The 15,642-nt window shown below is 59.6% G+C and carries 17 protein-coding genes and 1 tRNA gene; 11 read left to right on the top strand and 7 right to left on the bottom strand.

Translation table 11 applies throughout. The features are described 5' to 3' along the window. Nucleotides 1-44: 44 nt before the first annotated feature. The 3 genes from sseA to PH552_RS11980 all read left to right on the top strand — a co-directional run bounded on the left by sseA (nucleotide 45) and on the right by PH552_RS11980 (nucleotide 2,061). Nucleotides 45-902: a 3-mercaptopyruvate sulfurtransferase gene (gene sseA / locus PH552_RS11990; protein WP_183763539.1), complete on the top strand. Its 858-nt coding sequence runs from the start codon at nucleotides 45-47 to the stop codon at nucleotides 900-902. Between the two features lie 5 nt (nucleotides 903-907). Then, on the top strand, nucleotides 908-1,471 hold the full coding sequence (locus PH552_RS11985) for a GNAT family N-acetyltransferase (RefSeq protein ID WP_112341076.1): 564 nt from the start codon (nucleotides 908-910) through the stop codon (nucleotides 1,469-1,471). A gap of 80 nt (nucleotides 1,472-1,551) precedes the next feature. After that, nucleotides 1,552-2,061 carry a DUF1203 domain-containing protein gene (locus tag PH552_RS11980; RefSeq protein WP_183763540.1) on the top strand — a complete coding sequence of 170 codons (510 nt, stop codon included), beginning with the start codon at nucleotides 1,552-1,554 and terminating at the stop codon, nucleotides 2,059-2,061. A gap of 17 nt (nucleotides 2,062-2,078) precedes the next feature. Here PH552_RS11980 and ald read toward each other — a convergent pair whose 3' ends face one another. Next, nucleotides 2,079-3,197, bottom strand: a complete 1,119-nt coding sequence (ald, locus tag PH552_RS11975) for an alanine dehydrogenase (RefSeq protein ID WP_183763543.1) — start codon at nucleotides 3,195-3,197, stop codon at nucleotides 2,079-2,081. A 152-nt stretch (nucleotides 3,198-3,349) separates the two neighbouring features. Between ald and PH552_RS11970 the strand changes: the two genes are divergently transcribed. After that, the gene (locus PH552_RS11970; RefSeq protein WP_112340981.1) at nucleotides 3,350-3,811 is read left to right on the top strand and encodes an Lrp/AsnC family transcriptional regulator; all 462 of its coding nucleotides are present in this window, start codon (nucleotides 3,350-3,352) and stop codon (nucleotides 3,809-3,811) included. A 6-nt stretch (nucleotides 3,812-3,817) separates the two neighbouring features. Here PH552_RS11970 and PH552_RS11965 read toward each other — a convergent pair whose 3' ends face one another. Further along, nucleotides 3,818-4,621, bottom strand: coding sequence for an endonuclease/exonuclease/phosphatase family protein (locus PH552_RS11965; protein WP_183763546.1), 804 nt, complete (start codon nucleotides 4,619-4,621; stop codon nucleotides 3,818-3,820). Nucleotides 4,622-4,779: 158 nt separating this feature from the next. On the opposite strand from PH552_RS11965, the gene PH552_RS11960 reads away from it, so the two are divergent. Beyond that, entirely contained in the window at nucleotides 4,780-5,139 is a 360-nt protein-coding gene (locus PH552_RS11960; RefSeq protein ID WP_183763549.1) for a PilZ domain-containing protein, read from the top strand. Nucleotides 5,140-5,276: 137 nt separating this feature from the next. After that, on the top strand, nucleotides 5,277-7,265 hold the full coding sequence (locus PH552_RS11955; protein ID WP_183763552.1) for a bifunctional 2',3'-cyclic-nucleotide 2'-phosphodiesterase/3'-nucleotidase: 1,989 nt from the start codon (nucleotides 5,277-5,279) through the stop codon (nucleotides 7,263-7,265). 207 nt (nucleotides 7,266-7,472) lie between these two features. On the opposite strand, the gene PH552_RS11950 is transcribed toward PH552_RS11955, so the two are convergent. After that, complete coding sequence (locus tag PH552_RS11950; RefSeq protein ID WP_183763555.1) at nucleotides 7,473-8,441, bottom strand: LysR family transcriptional regulator; 969 nt, start codon at nucleotides 8,439-8,441, stop codon at nucleotides 7,473-7,475. Between the two features lie 136 nt (nucleotides 8,442-8,577). Here PH552_RS11950 and PH552_RS11945 point away from each other — a divergent pair, with 136 nt between their 5' ends. Then, entirely contained in the window at nucleotides 8,578-9,192 is a 615-nt protein-coding gene (locus tag PH552_RS11945; protein ID WP_112340986.1) for an FMN-dependent NADH-azoreductase, read from the top strand. Nucleotides 9,193-9,245: 53 nt separating this feature from the next. On the opposite strand, the gene PH552_RS11940 is transcribed toward PH552_RS11945, so the two are convergent. After that, nucleotides 9,246-9,827 carry a TetR/AcrR family transcriptional regulator gene (locus PH552_RS11940; protein ID WP_183763558.1) on the bottom strand — a complete coding sequence of 194 codons (582 nt, stop codon included), beginning with the start codon at nucleotides 9,825-9,827 and terminating at the stop codon, nucleotides 9,246-9,248. A 105-nt stretch (nucleotides 9,828-9,932) separates the two neighbouring features. Here PH552_RS11940 and PH552_RS11935 point away from each other — a divergent pair, with 105 nt between their 5' ends. Beyond that, nucleotides 9,933-10,709 carry an SDR family NAD(P)-dependent oxidoreductase gene (locus PH552_RS11935; protein WP_183763561.1) on the top strand — a complete coding sequence of 259 codons (777 nt, stop codon included), beginning with the start codon at nucleotides 9,933-9,935 and terminating at the stop codon, nucleotides 10,707-10,709. A gap of 105 nt (nucleotides 10,710-10,814) precedes the next feature. Here PH552_RS11935 and PH552_RS11930 read toward each other — a convergent pair whose 3' ends face one another. Both PH552_RS11930 and ilvA read right to left on the bottom strand, forming a co-directional pair. Next, the gene (locus PH552_RS11930) at nucleotides 10,815-11,153 is read right to left on the bottom strand and encodes an HlyU family transcriptional regulator (protein WP_015339645.1); all 339 of its coding nucleotides are present in this window, start codon (nucleotides 11,151-11,153) and stop codon (nucleotides 10,815-10,817) included. Nucleotides 11,154-11,190: 37 nt separating this feature from the next. Beyond that, nucleotides 11,191-12,441 carry a threonine ammonia-lyase IlvA gene (ilvA, locus tag PH552_RS11925; protein WP_183763564.1) on the bottom strand — a complete coding sequence of 417 codons (1,251 nt, stop codon included), beginning with the start codon at nucleotides 12,439-12,441 and terminating at the stop codon, nucleotides 11,191-11,193. Nucleotides 12,442-12,776: 335 nt separating this feature from the next. On the opposite strand from ilvA, the gene PH552_RS11920 reads away from it, so the two are divergent. Then, nucleotides 12,777-12,862 (top strand) — tRNA-Leu (locus PH552_RS11920). Between the two features lie 80 nt (nucleotides 12,863-12,942). Here the strand turns inward: PH552_RS11920 and wrbA are convergent. Then, complete coding sequence (gene wrbA / locus PH552_RS11915; protein ID WP_112340989.1) at nucleotides 12,943-13,542, bottom strand: NAD(P)H:quinone oxidoreductase type IV; 600 nt, start codon at nucleotides 13,540-13,542, stop codon at nucleotides 12,943-12,945. 239 nt (nucleotides 13,543-13,781) lie between these two features. On the opposite strand from wrbA, the gene PH552_RS11910 reads away from it, so the two are divergent. Further along, entirely contained in the window at nucleotides 13,782-14,555 is a 774-nt protein-coding gene (locus PH552_RS11910; protein WP_183763566.1) for a competence/damage-inducible protein A, read from the top strand. 114 nt (nucleotides 14,556-14,669) lie between these two features. Next, nucleotides 14,670-15,515, top strand: coding sequence for a universal stress protein (locus PH552_RS11905; RefSeq protein WP_183763569.1), 846 nt, complete (start codon nucleotides 14,670-14,672; stop codon nucleotides 15,513-15,515). The last annotated feature ends 127 nt before the right edge of the window (nucleotides 15,516-15,642 follow it).

Genomic DNA, 15,642 nt, shown 5'->3' with positions numbered 1-15,642 from the left:
ATCCCGATATCAAAACCAAGAGACATAAGCAGGGAGAGATCATCATGACAGCGGACAAGAGCCGTTTCGTCGTATCTGCCGACTGGCTGCAAGGCGAGCTGGGAGCCAAGGACCTTCGCATCCTCGATGCATCCTTCTATCTGCCGGCCCAGAAGCGCAATGCCGATGCCGAATATGCCAGTGGCCATATTCCCGGTGCGATCCGATTCGATCAGGACAAAATTGCCGATCATTCGACCAACCTGCCCCACATGGTCCCCTCGCCCGAATTCTTCGCGTCCGAAGTCGGCAAGCTCGGCATCAGCGACAGCGATCGCATCGCGATCTATGACGGTCCAGGCCTGTTTGCCTCACCGCGCGTCTGGTGGCTGTTCCACATCGTCATGGGGGCGCCAAATGTGTTTGTACTCGATGGCGGTCTGGACGGCTGGAAGGCCGAAGGGCGGCCGCTGGAGACGGCAACGCCTAGCTTTGCTCCCGCAACTTTCAAGCCCAAGTTCAACGGCAGCCGCGTCGTTTCACTCGAAGAGATGCGAGAAATCGTCGACAGCCGTTCGCTGCAGATCGCGGATGCCCGCAGTGGCGGCCGTTTCGCAGCTACGGAGCCGGAGCCCCGCGAAGGCATGCGCTCGGGCCATATGCCGGGCGCGAGAAGCCTGCCATCCGGCGTCTTTGCCACGAATGGCAAGTTCAAGTCGCTGCCGGAATTGAGGGAAACCATCGAGAAGGCCGGCATCGATCTCGACAAGCCTGTGGTGACGACCTGCGGATCCGGCATTACCGCCGCCATCATCACGCTGGCGCTCGAATCTCTCGGTCACGGCAACAACAAGCTCTATGACGGCTCCTGGTCGGAATGGGGCAGCCGGGCGGATACGCCCATCGTCACCGGTCAAGATTGAGCATCATGGCCGTGAAGACGCCCTCCTCCATCAAGGTTCACATCACCCGCCTGGAAATGACCGCGCCGCCCAAGGCCAGTCTGCCGGTGCCGGTCAATATCCAGACCGCGATCATGCGGACGCCTGGCATCCCGCTGCCCTTCTACCGCTATCTCTATCGCCAGGTGGGCGCCCGCTGGCATTGGGTGGAGCGTCTACGCCTCTCCGACGAGCAGCTGACGGCCGTTCTTCACGATCAGCGCAACGATATCAGCGTACTTTACGTCAACGGCGCGCCGGGTGGATTCTTCGAATATTTCCGCCAGGATGAGGAGACGATCGAACTCAGCCATTTCGGCCTTATCGAAAACGCGCTCGGTCTCGGCATCGGCAAATGGTTTCTGCTGCAGTCGCTCTACGCCATCTGGACGCTGAACCCGCAGCGCATCGTGACGACCACAAATAATCTCGATCATCCCAGGGCATTGCAGCTCTATCAGATGTTCGGATTCTCGCCGATTTCGACCGGCGAAGGTATCGTTCGGCCGCTGAGCGACAAGGAACTGCTTGAGCTCGCCAAGAAAGGCTAGGGCACTGAAGCCGCAGGAATCGGGTGGCTTCGCACCTCTCTTCGGCGCATCACATGGCAAATCTCAAAAGGAGCTTTGCCATGCCTTCCATCGCCTTTGCAGCCATGCCCACGTCCGATGCCGAAGTTCTGTGGAACGGTGGCACAGATGCCTATGGTCATCGGCCGGAGACCATGATTTCCGATGGCCCCGGCCATCCCTGCCGCCATTGTCTGCGCAATATCGATGCCGGCGAAGAGCTGTTCGTCTTCGCCTATCGCCCCTTCCCGGAATTGCAGCCCTATGCGGAGACGGGTCCGGTGTTCCTGCACAAGACGCCGTGCCAGCGCTATGAGGCAGTAGAAGTGCTGCCGCCGGTGCTGACGACCAGCAAGGATTTCATCGTGCGCGGCTATGGCAAGAATGACCGGATCGTCTACGGGACCGGTGCCGTGACGTCGACCGGCGACATCCCGGCCTACGCAGCTTCGCTACTTGAGCGTCCAGACATCGCCTATGTCCACGTCCGCTCGGCACGCAACAATTGCTATCAGTGCCGGATCGATAAAACAGGAGCGCCGGCATATGCGGATGCCGGCGCCTCCATCTGACGTGCGCGCGATGGGCTTTACGCAACGTTCAGAATGCTTTCCGCAGCAACGGCCTCGTAGCCGAGCGCCTCGGCCACCGGCCGGTTCGTGATGCGCCCTTTGTGGACATTGAGGCCATTGCGGAGATGCTTGTCTTCCGCGATGGCGCGCAGGCCACGATCGGCCAAGGCGAGGCCATGATAGATGGTGGCGTTGTTGAGCGCATGGGCCGAGGTCACGGGAACGGCACCCGGCATATTGGCAACGCAGTAGTGCACGACGCCTTCCACCACGTAGGTCGGATCGGAATGCGTCGTCGCATGCGAGGTCTCGAAACAGCCGCCCTGGTCGATGGCGACATCGACGATGACCGAGCCCTTCTTCATGCCCGACAGCATTTCGCGCGTCACCAGCTTCGGCGCGGCGGCGCCGGGGATCAGCACGGCACCGATGACGAGATCGGCGGAAAAGACCTCTTCTTCCAGCGCCTGGATGCTGGAGTAGCGGGTGTGAACACGACCGTTGAAGATATCGTCAAGCTGACGCAGGCGCGGCAGCGAGCGATCGAGGATGCTGACGTCGGCACCGAGGCCGGCTGCCATCTTGGCCGCATGCAGGCCGACAACGCCGCCGCCGATAATCGCTACCTTTGCCGGCAGTACGCCGGGCACGCCGGCGAGCAGGATGCCGAGGCCGCCATTGGCCTTCTGCAGAGCGGTTGCACCCGCCTGGATCGACAGGCGGCCGGCGACTTCGGACATCGGCGCAAGCAGCGGCAAGCCGCCGCGCTCGTCAGTCACGGTCTCATAGGCAACAGCGGTGACGCCGGAGGCGAGCAGGCCCTTTGTCTGTTCCGGATCAGGCGCCAGATGCAGATAGGTATAGAGAAGCTGGCCTTCTCGGAGCTGCGCCCATTCAGACGGCTGCGGCTCCTTGACCTTTACGATCATATCGCACTTCTCGAAAATATCCTTGGCGCTTGCGGCGATCTTGGCGCCGGCAGCCGCATAGGCGTGGTCATCGGCACCGATGCCGGCACCGGCCTTCGTCTCGACCCAGACTTCGTGGCCATGGGCGATGTATTCGCGAACGGATGCCGGCGTCAGCCCGACGCGGTACTCGTGGTTCTTGATTTCCTTGGGGCAGCCAACGCGCATTTCATTCCTCCTCGAATGCTTTTGCGTCTTTCATTTTCTCCAAGTGAAATCAGACCACCTCCGTCCCGCAATGTCCTTGCAAAGACGATTTGCTTTGCGGTCATTTTTCGTGATTTATTGCGTCAATGGGAGTTTTTTCGAAAGTTTTTCGAATGTCCGACCTCGATGCCATCGATCATTCGATTCTGCGGATGCTGCAGCAGAACGCCCGGATCACCAATTCGGAACTGGCCGAGAAGGTCGGGCTTTCGCCCTCGGCCTGTTCGCGGCGGCTCGATATTCTGGAAAAGAGCGGCGTCATCGACGGTTATCACGCGCATCTCTCGCACAAGGCGCTTGATTACAAGATGATCGCCTTCGTGCACATCTCGCTGTCAGGCCAGTTCGCAAAGACGCTTTTGGAATTCGAAACCGCGGTGAAGCGCTGCCCCAATGTGCTGTCCTGCTACCTCATGTCTGGCGAATATGACTACATACTCCGGGTCGCCGCGCGGGACCTCGAGGACTACGAGCGCATCCATCGCGACTGGCTCTCGGCCCTGCCGCACGTCGTGAAGATCAATTCCAGCTTCGCGCTTCGCGAGATCATCGACCGGCCGAATGTTGGCCTGTGATCTTCGTCAGCGGATATCCAGCAGCAATGCACGATGATCGGACACTTCTGGCTCCGCGACAGGATCGAAATGGATGACCTCGACATTCGACGTCACGAGCATGTAGTCGGCAAAACGCGGCTGCTTCTTGTAATGCGAGGTGCGCGTGTCGTCATGTCCCCTTGAAGTGACGAGATCGACAAGCCCCAGGCCGGCAAGAATCTCGAAGGTCTCGCTATCCGGCAACACGTTGAAGTCACCGCAAACGACCAGCCTGTCGCCCTCTTGCCGAACCTGGCGAATGATCTCGACCAGCGCGTGCGCCTGATGGCGCCGGGCCGGCGTATCGCCCTTGCCTTCCAGATCTCGCAGGCCATGCATATGAGCAATGGTTATAGGATAGCCGCGCTCATAGTCGAAGAGACGGATGCAATGGGCATTGCGGGAGCGCGGATGCGGTCCATAACCGTCAGCTGAAAACTCGCCGTGAACGAAGCCGGCTGCCTGGCCGATGATTGGACGGGTTTTGCGCACGAAAGTCGCCAGCCCGAATTCAGAGTCCAATCGCGTGTCACCGTCGAAGAGATCGCCCCGCGCGACGGGGAGGAAGAAGGCATCGTAAGCCGGCAAAGCAGCCTTCACCTCCTCGAAAAGATTGGCGCGCTGCGGAAGCTCGACACCATGATCGCGATAGACCAGCCACTCAGATTGTGCGTCGTGCGTGCGGACCACTTCCTGCAGGCACAGAACATCTGCATCGACGTCGGCGACATAGGGTATAAGCGGATCATGCAGCCGACCGCCCCATGCATTCAAAGAAACGATGCGCATATTCTGCCCCTCTCAAATTCATATTGCAGCCGCGTTCGGCACTGATTTGCGGTATCGATTCGATACGGCTGCCTACAATTTTAGCGATTACTCTAAGCATCCCTCAATGCAAACCTGCTATCCAGAGCAGGAAAAAATGCACGAGCCGGGATAACGTCATGCAATTCTCTTCGAAATCTCTCGTTCAAGGCAATCTAAAAATCAAGACGCGGGGTTCGCCGCGCCATCACGCTCGGCTGATGGGCCAGGTTCGCTATTTCACCAAGCTCGTCGCCGGCCGCGTGGTCAATATTTCCACCAGCGGTATCGCGCTCGATCTGCAGTCGCCGCTCTATGCGGCCGCCGGCAGCAAGGTTCGCGTCGAATGCGACGATATCGGCTTGCTGGATGGTTTCGTGCGCTGGGCTCACAACGGCCGCATCGGTATCGAATTCGATCGTTCATCCAACGCCTCGGCTAAGGTCGCATCCTATTTTCGCTTTTTCCACAAGGACATAAAGCCGGTTCTCAAACGTTGATGGCATGCCGGCACAAGCCGGCTACGATCCACAATAAGCCTGTCACATTCCTGGTGCACACCTTCAAAAATCGTCCTAATCTCCCTCGCCCGAGAGATGATCGACGGACCATAGCCCCATCGTTGAAGGAGTGTCTTATGTCTTCCATTCTGGATTTGCCCAGCATGTCGCGCCGTTCCCTGCTGCAAGGCCTCAGCGCGACCGCCGCACTGATCGTGCTGCATCCCTTCGCGGCGCGCGCCGCCGGTAATCAGGCACATCTGCGACTCATGGAAACGACCGACATTCACGTCAACGTCTTCCCCTACGACTACTATGCCGACAAGCCGAACGACACGATGGGCCTGACGCGGACGGCGACGATCATCGACAATATCCGCGCCGAAGCCACCAACTCGCTCCTCATCGACAATGGTGACGTGCTGCAGGGCAATCCGATGGGCGATTACATGGCCTATCAGCACGGCATGAAGGAAGGCGACGTCCATCCGGTCATCAAGGCGATGAACACGCTCGGCTACTCTGTGGGCACGCTCGGCAACCACGAATTCAACTATGGCCTCGATTTCATGTTCAAGGTGCTGGCCGGCGCGAATTTCCCGTTCGTCTGCGCCAACCTGACCAAGGGTCAGCTTGCTTCCGACCCGACGAAGGACGACCTGTTCTTCAAGCCCTATCTGATCCTCGAAAAGAAGATCAAGGACGGCTCCGGCAATGAAAGCCCGATCAAGATCGGCTTCATCGGCTTCGTGCCGCCGCAGATCATGCTCTGGGACATCAAGAACCTCGAAGGCAAGGCGCAGACCCGCGATATCGTCGAAGCCGCCAAGGCCTGGGTTCCGGTCATGAAGGCCGAAGGCGCCGATATCATCATCGCCCTCTCCCATTCCGGCATCGACGGCAGCGGCCCGAGCGAGAAGATGGAAAACGCTTCGCTTTACGTCGCTGCGGTCGACGGCATCGATGCCGTCTTCACCGGCCACCAGCATCTCGTCTTCCCCGGCCCGAAGACCTGGGATGGCATCAAGGACGCCGATCCGGTCAAGGGAACGCTGCACGGCAAGCCTGCCGTCATGGCCGGCTTCTGGGGCTCGCATCTCGGCCTCATCGACCTGCTGCTCGAAAAGGATGGCAAGAGCTGGAAGATCGTCGACTTCACCTCCGAAGCACGCCCGATCTACCATCGCGACGACAAGAAGAAGGTCATCGCTGACGTCACCGACAAGAAGGAAGTCGTCGAAGCCGCCAAGGCCGAGCATGAGGCGACGCTGACCTATGTCCGCACGCCCGTCGGCAAGACGTCTGCGCCGCTCTATTCCTACTTCGCGCTGGTCGCCGACGATCCCTCTGTGCAGATCGTCAGCCAGGCGCAGATCTGGTACATCAAGAACATATTGAAGGAGACGCAGTACAAGGACCTGCCGGTTCTTTCGGCTGCAGCACCCTTCAAATGCGGCGGGCGCAACGGCGCCGACTATTATACGGACGTTCCCGCGGGCAATATCGCCATCAAGAACGTCGCCGACCTCTATCTCTATCCGAACACCGTCCAGGCCGTTGTTATCAACGGCGCGCAGGTCAAGAACTGGCTGGAAATGTCGGCCGCGATGTTCAACCAGGTACAGCCGGGCGCCAAGGACGCGGATCTGATCAACAGCAGCTTCCCGTCCTATAACTTCGACGTCATCGACGGCGTGACCTACCAGATCGATGTCTCGCAGCCGCGCCGCTTCGGCGATGACGGCAAGGTTCTGAATGCCGATGCAAACCGCATCCAGAACCTGCAGTTCGATGGAAAGCCGATCGACCCCGCACAGAAGTTCCTGGTCGTCACCAACAACTACCGCGCCGGCGGCGGCGGCAACTTCCCGGAAATCACCGCGGACAAAGTCGTCTACCAGGCGCCGGACACCAACCGCGACGTCATCGTGCGCTATGTCCACGAGCAGGGCACGATCAATCCGACCGCCGACGGCAACTGGACCTTCAAGCCGCTGGCGGACACGACCGTGCGGTTCCAGAGCTCGCCGAAGGCCAAGGATTTTCTCGATCAGGTCAAGAGCGTGAAGATCGAAGACGCCGGCGAAGGTGCTGACGGCTTCCGCAGCTACCGGCTGGTGCTGTAAGCATTGACCACCCCTTCTCCCGGCGGGGAGAAGGTGCCGACAGGCGGATGAGGGGGGATGCCAAGAACACGAAAGCTGATGGATTCGAGGCGCTTCCCCCCTCATCCGACCCTTCGGGCCACCTTCTCCCCACTGGGGAGAAGGAGCTCACGATACGAAAAAGCACCTTACGCACCTGGCCTCCCTTTATTCAGGGAGAGGACTTCTTCACTCGGCCGCCAGGCGCTTGTCGTCTGGATGGAACATCTCGACAGTGGACTTGAAGTCCTCCTGACTCGGGCATCGCGACAGACGATCACGGAAAGCCTCGATCATCCAGGCAGCCGCAGGGCCAGGGGGATTATCCACCTTGCGGATGGCATAGAGTGGATATTCGCTCTGGTCATAGGCATCGAGAGCCAAAGGCACCAGCCGTCCCTTCTGCAGATCCTCCATGATGAACGAGGCCGGCAGGCCGCCCCAGCCAAGACCACCGCGGATCAGCTGATGCTTGGTGGCGATGTCGCTGAGATGCCAGATCTTGTAGGACAGGACGTTGAAATCCTTGCCATTGGTGAGGTTTGACGCGTCGGTGACGACCAGTTGCACCTCTTCGCGCACGTCGGCAAGCGTCAGCGGCCGTCCCAGCAAAGCGAGCGGATGCGTCGGAGCTGCGACCGGCATCATGAAGGAATGTCCGATGCGCTCAATGACCAGGGCATCATCCTGCTTCAACACCGAGCCGCCGATACCAATCGTCGACTTGCCGCTGGCAACCAGCTCCAGCATCGAACCGAGTTCGCCGGTGTCGAGGCGCAGGGAAACATAAGGGAAGCGATCGCGGAATTCCCGCAACACATCGACGGTGGCATGCACCGGCACCATGACGCTGATGGCAACAGCCACCTCCGCCTCGAGGCCGCTCTTCAGGCCTTTCACGCGTGCGCGCATTACCTGCAGATCGGAAAGAATGCGACGCGCATCCTCCAGCATCACCCTGCCCGCATCCGTCAGCCTCGGCTGGCGCGAGCCGGAGCGCTCGAACAGCGGCATTTCGAGCTGGGCCTCCAGATTGGCAATCGTGTAACTGATGACCGACTGCGCGCGGTTGAGCATCCGCGAGGCGGCCGAGAAACTGCCTGACTCGGCAACGGTCAGAAAGACCTGCAATTGGTCGAGGGTGGGATTGGGGAGCATCTGCCATCCATTCTATCGATAATTCCAATCCATATTATCACAGTTTTTCTCGATAGCACTGACGACTTATTTATGGAGGCGAACGTGATCGGACTCTCCCAGCCGATTTAGCAACTCATTGAAAAGGAAAACGGATATGTCCTCCATTCTGCTTCTGACCTCCAGCCCGCGTCCGGACTCGCTCTCCACGAAGATCGCCACCGAACTGGCCGAGAAGATCAAGGCCAACAATCCGGGTAAGACGCTCGTCAAGCGCGACCTCGCTGCCGACAACCTGCCGCACATCGATGGCCCCTTCACGGTCGCCATCCGCACGCCGGCTGACGCCCGCACGCCCGAGCAGCAGGAACTGGTCAAGGTTTCCGACGCGCTGATCGACGAGCTGCTGGCAGCCGACACCCTGGTCATCGGCACCGGCCTCATCAACTTCAACATCTATTCCTCGCTGAAAACCTGGATCGACAACGTCGCCCGTGCCGGCCGCACCTTCACCTACACGGAAACCGGCCCGAAGGGTCTGGCGACCGGCAAGAAGGCCTATATCGTGCTTGCTTCCGGCGGCGTCTACTCCGAAGGCCCGGCTGCCCCGCTGAACCATGCCGTTCCCTACCTGAAGTCGGTTCTCGGCTTCATCGGCATCACCGATGTCGAGACCGTTTACATCGAAGGCGTTGCTTTTGGTCCGGAAGCTGCCGAAAAGGCCGTCGGTGCCGCCCAGGCCCGCGCCTCGGAGCTGGCTCTCGCCGCTTAATCGACTGCAGCCTTCAGACATTGACAGGCGGCCGGCATCAGCCGGCCGCTTTGCTATTCCGCCTGTGGCAACTCCTTCACGAACGACCTCACGGTTTCCAGAATTTCATCGGAAAGAGCCTCGTCATTTGACACGCGCGCAAGGCCGAGCGCACCGGTCATCAGGCAGGAAGCGATGATCGCCTTGCGTCTGGCTTCGGCTGTCTCCGGTTTCGGCATGCGCGCCGTCATCGCATCGAAATTCCTCCGCAAGCCTTCCGTCGCAACAGCGCGGACCGTATCGCTGCTGCGCGCCATATCCGCCGTCAGCGCCGCATAGGCACAGCCCTCACCGCAATGATCGCGGTGACGCTCGCTGAGATAGGTATCGACATACTCATCGAGCGAGATGCTTTTGGGATCAATCCCCTTGTCCTCCTGCTGCCGCCGCCATGATCCGATCGCCGACTCCACAGCTTCCGCGACCAATTCGTCGCGAGAGGCGAAGTGCTTGTAGAAGCCGCCGACGGTAAGCCCCGCTTCCTTCATGAGGTCGGCAACGCCGATCCCTTCCAATCCCTCCTCGCGCAGACGCTTGGCGGCGAGCGTCACGATGCGTTCATGCGTCTTCTGCTTCTCCAATTGTGAGCGGCCCATCGAAAATCCTCTCATGCCTGGCTTGACAAAATGGATTACGATCATAATCCTTATAGATAACGATCATAATCCAGATCGTGTCAAAAGCCAACAGGAGCTACGAACATGCGTCTCAAGAACAAGGTTGCCGTCATCACCGGTGGAAACAGCGGCATCGGACTGGCCACCGCCCGCCTCTTCCTCGCCGAAGGCGCCAAGGTCGCCATAACAGGCCGCAATGCCAAGACACTGGCCGCGGCAGCCGAACAGCTCGGCGGCGGCGTGCTGGCGTTGCAGGCCGACACCACCGATATTCCTGCCATGGAGAAGGCGTTTGCCGAGGCCGCGGAGAAGCTTGGAAAATTCGATGTGGTCTTTGCCAATGCCGGTATTGCCGGCGATACTCCGCTCGGCAAGACCACGCTTGAGCAGTTCGAAACCATCGTCCGCATCAATTTCACCGGCGTCTTCTTCACCGTGCAGGCCGCCTTGCCATATCTGAACGATGGCGGCTCCGTCATCCTGAACGGCTCTGTGCATGCCGTGCTCGGCATTCCCGGCGCCTCGGCCTATGCCGGCACGAAGGGCGCGGTTCGCGCCATGACCCGCAATCTCGCCTCCGAACTCGCGCCCCGCGGCATCCGCGTCAACCAGGTGACGCCCGGCGCCACCAAGACGCCGATCTGGGAACCGCGCGCCAGCACGCCGGAGGCCCTGGATGCGCTGCAGGCCCGATTTGGCAGCCTCAGCCCGCTCGGCCGCATGAGTGAAGCCGACGAAATCGCGAAAGCCGCGCTCTATTTCGCCTCAGACGATTCCGCCAACGTGACGGCGATCGAAATCACCGTCGACGGCGGCGCGATCAACGCTCCATCCGGCGCGAAGATATTCCGCGCGGCTTGAGCCTCGCGAATTATCAGCCATCAATTTTCAATGAGTGTTATGGGCCGCCAAAGCAGATGCAGAGGCGGCCTTGCATCTGATGCATGTTAAAGGAGTTTGGCTGCTTCAGACCTGGCGGACTTTTTCGCCGTCGCCAAAGAGGCCGGCACCGTTTTGATCGATGATCTGCTGGCCCTTGCGGAAGGTCGATTCCACTGCATCGTCGGACGAGGTGAAGACGTCGGCGCGGATGAAATTGCGCACCAGGATCTCGCCATTCACATCCTTCTCGATCCGGCCCATGAGCCGGAACTGATTGCCCTCGCGCTGCGGCGTCGCATAGATCGTGCAGCCGGCATGCACCTGGGGCTCGACGCTAACCGTCGAGCCGCCGGACTTTTCAGTGCCAGCCTGCGATGCGCCACCGGTAAAAATCGAAAGGATATTTGAAAAGAACGAAGCCATGGATCGCCTTTAGCATGAAGGTTGCGGGGTCGCAAAGTCAAATGATCAGGTTTGCCAGGATCTCGTTTTCGGTGATGTCCTCATAGCCCATGCCGGAACTTTCAAAATTGGCGATAAGCTGCTTGAAATTATCCGGATTCTTCGTCTCGATGCCGATCAGGATGGAGCCGAAATTGCGGGCGCTCTTCTTCAGATATTCGAAGCGGGCAATATCGTCTTCCGGCCCGAGCATGTTGAGGAAATCGCGAAGCGCGCCGGGGCGCTGAGCCAGCCGCAGGATGAAGTATTTCTTCAAGCCCGCATAGCGCATGGCGCGTTCCTTGACATCAGGTAGGCGCTCGAAGTCGAAATTGCCGCCGGAGACGACGGCGACAATGGTCTTGCCGCGGATGGCGTCGCGATCGAGCTTTTCCAGCGCCGTGATCGCCAGCGCGCCGGCCGGCTCCAGCACGACGCCTTCCACATTCAGCATATCGGTGATGGTGACGCAGATGGCATTTTCCTCGATGAGCTTGACCTGCTCGGCCGCAAAACCCTTCAGCGCGGCGAAGTTCAGCTCGCCGATGCGGCCAACGGCGGCGCCATCGACGAAATTATCGACCTTGGCAAGCGTTACCACCTGCCCCGCCTCGATGCTGCGGCGCAGGCTCGGCGCTCCCGCCGGTTCGGCGAAGGTGAAGGCGTTACGGGCAAGCGTATCGGAAAAATAGCCGGTGATGCCAGCTGCCAGGCCTCCGCCGCCAACAGGCAGGAGGACATGATCGGCGACAACGCCATCAGGCAGTTGCTCGGCGATCTCTGCAGCAACCGTCGCCTGCCCTTCGATGATATCGGCATGATCGAAAGGCGGCACCATGACGCCATTGATCTCATCGACATGCTCGCGGGCCGCCTGATAGCATTGATCGAAGAAATCGCCGAAGAGCCTGATGGTGATGAACTCGCCGCCGAAGATGCGGGTCTTGTCGATCTTCTGCTGCGGCGTCGTCACGGGCATATAGACGACGCCCGGCACACCAAAATGCCGGCAGACGAAAGCAAAGCCCTGGGCATGATTGCCGGCGGAGGCACAGACGAAAGTCCTCCCCGTGCCGCCCTCGGCAATGACCTTGCGGAAGAAATTGAAGGCGCCGCGGATCTTGTAGGAACGAACCGGCGTCAAATCCTCGCGCTTCAGCCAGATGTCGGCACCATAGCGGGCGGAAAGATGCTCGTTCAGCTGCAGCGGCGTTGCGGGAAAAAGGCCACGCATGGCCTCGGTGGCTTCGAGAACAGTCTGTTTGTCCACGGCTTGTCCGTCCTTCTTCAATCCATCCCCGCTATGGCACAGGAAAGATGAGTAAAGAAAGCCTGTTTAGCGCGCTTTCGGACCTGCCGGAACGAGATTCTTCCCAATGATGCCGTCCACCTCTTCATCCCCAAATTCTACGAGTTGACAGTGCGGCTTCGCCTGTCTCCAATGCGTGACAGCCATCATGATGATGGTTAGAGGCCCGTCCAACACCGATCCGTCGGCTTAGGCGGGCTTCGCCTGGGTCAGTCAGGCAAAGCCATAGAGATCAAACTCTTCCCACAAAACATTTCCTTGACTGAATCGCTCAAGTGCTTGAAGGGAAAAAGCACGCGGACGTGGCGAAACTGGTAGACGCAAGGGACTTAAAATCCCTCGGCCTTTGGCTGTACGGGTTCGACCCCCGTCGTCCGCACCAAAAAGTCAAATTCCATCAAGCCCAAACGAAAAAGGCGCAGCTTTTGCCGCGCCCCTCTCAATCGATATGCAGAATTCAAATCAGGCCGTGAGCTTTGCCGCGATCTTGGCGACGTGCGCGCCCTGATATTTTGCGGCTTCCAGTTCGATTTCCGATGGCTGGCGCGAGCCGTCGCCGTTGGTGATCGTCGAAGCGCCGTAGGGCGAGCCGCCCTTGACTTCCTCGGTGCCCATCTGGCCCTGGAAGGCGTAAGGGAGGCCGACGACGGCCATGCCGTGGTGCAGAAGGGTCGGGATGAAGCCGAGGATGGTGGATTCCTGGCCGCCATGCTGGGTCGCGGACGAGGTGAAGACCGAGCCGACCTTGCCGACCAGCTTGCCGCCAAACCAGAGACCGCCGGTCTGATCCCAGAAATTGCGCATCTGCGAGGCAACGGTGCCGAAGCGGGTGCCGGCGCCGATGATGATGGCGTCATAGTCTGCGAGTTCGTCGGGCGTTGCGACCGGGGCTTCCTGATCGAGCTTGAAATAGGAGGCCTTGGCAACCTCTTCCGGCACCAGTTCCGGAACGCGCTTGACGGTAACTTCAGCTCCGGCCGACTTTGCGCCTTCCGCGACGGCATAGGCCATCTTCTCGATATGACCGTAGGAGGAATAATAGAGAACCAGAACCTTAGCCATGAACGTCTCCTGTTTGTTGGACGCGTTGATTGTGGTGGCAAGTTTTATCAGCGATGCGACAACAGCGCAGCCCCCATGCCCGGAACGCACTGTTCATCCCCTGTAGACGAAAAATTCATTTGCGTCGCTTCCCGATGATTGCGCCCATGCGAAATCGACCGTTTGCATTCGCGGAAAACGGCGCTACCTATTTCGAACTTTTTGCGAACGCGCCGATGCGCATTTTCACGGATGTCCTCATGTCAAACGATACCATTGTCACAGCCGCCATGCTGGCCATCGGCGACGAACTGCTCTCCGGCCGGACGAAGGACAAGAATATCGGCCATCTCGCCGATGTCCTGCTGCTGGCCGGCATAGACCTGAAGGAAGTCCGCATCGTTGCCGATGATGAGGATGCCATCGTCTCGGCGCTGAATGCCCTACGCCCCCAGTACGACTATGTCTTCACCTCCGGCGGCATCGGGCCGACCCATGACGACATTACCGCCGATGCCATCGCCAAGGCCTTTGGGGTGCCCTGCGAGCACGACGCCGAGGCCATGCGGATCATGGGGGAAATGTATGCGCGACGCGAGATGGAGTTCACCGAGGCGCGCCAGCGCATGGCCCGCATGCCTGTGGGATCGAAGCACATCGCCAATCCGGTCTCGACCGCTCCCGGCTTCAACATCGGCAATGTCTATGTCATGGCCGGCGTGCCGCAGGTCTTCCAGGCCATGCTCGACAATGTCATACCGACGCTCAAGACCGGAGCGCGCGTTTTGTCGACCGCCATTTCCTGCCCTTATGGCGAGGGCGAGATCGGCACGCCACTCGGGCTCATCCAGAAGGCACATCCGGACACGAGCATCGGTTCCTATCCGCGCTATGTCGGCCAATCCTTCTCGACGGAAATCGTCGTGAGGGGCCGGTCCGCCGAATTAATTGAAAATGTCGCAGCCGAGGTACGCGCGATGATCGAAGACATCCGCCAGTCGAAAGCCAAGGAAAATCAATCGGCTGAGGCATAATACTCAACGAATGGCTGCACTCCTTGCGGAACCAGAGGCGATCGAAGCGCATTAATTTATCGCGGAATGCAGATATAATGCTGAGATCCAACCCTCCGCATGGGAGATCACGTCATGTCGTACAAGACCCTATTGACCGTTCTCGACAATCCCGGCAACACGCGCATCGCCGCCGATTTCGTGGCAGCGCTGGCGAAGGAGCACGACGCTTGCGTTGTCGGTCTTCATGCGGAAATCGTCTCTACTGTGCCGCTGGTGGCGCCGATGGAAATTCCTGATCCCGTCGCCGTGCAGGCTCTTCAGGATGCCGCTCATCATCAGGCGGTCGAAATCGAGCGGCTGTTCCGCGCAAAGATGGAAAGCGCCGGTCTCGACTATGAATGGCACAGTTTTGCCAGCACGTCCGGCTACGGCACCGAACCACTGATCGAAAGCGCCCGCAGCGCCGACCTGCTGGTTGCCGTGCAGCCGGACCCATCCAAATATGGCGACTCTCAGGTTGACGTCGAAACCTTCCTGTTCGACAGCGGCCGCCCGGTGCTTCTGATCCCCTATATATTGACCGCTCCGAAGCCGATCCGCCGCGTCCTGATCGCCTGGAACGGATCGAAGGAAGCGGCGCGTGCAACGTTCGATGCCCTACCCTTCCTCAAGGCTGCAGATTCGGTCGAGATCCTCTCGGTCAGCACATCCGAGAAAGAATCCCACCCGTCGAGGGAAACCGGCGTTCGCATCGCGGCGGCGCTGACGCGCCATGGCGTTCGCGCCAAATTCGTGACGGCGGCCTGCACCGGCAAGTCGACGCCGTCGCAGGTCATCGAAAACCGCCTGGCGGATGACAGTATCGATCTGCTTGTTATGGGTGCCTATACGCATTCCTGGCTGTGGCAAATGATCTTCGGTGGCACGACGCGCACCCTGCTGCAATCGATGACGGCGATAACGCTTCTGGCCCGCTGAGCCGCCAAAGCGCGAATCAAACGGTTTCGGGTGCGGATGTGCACCGATTGCGGGCTTTGCGGCTATTGCCTTTTGCCGGCAAATCCAGCAGAAAGCAGCGACCGATGACAGAATTCCCGCCAGGGAA

The organism is Rhizobium aureum (assembly GCF_030182495.1).
GTDB classification, from domain to species: Bacteria; Pseudomonadota; Alphaproteobacteria; order Rhizobiales; family Rhizobiaceae; genus Rhizobium; species Rhizobium tropici_C.
Note: the sequence above shows the minus strand (reverse complement) of the source record. Positions and strands in the feature narration are given on the sequence as shown.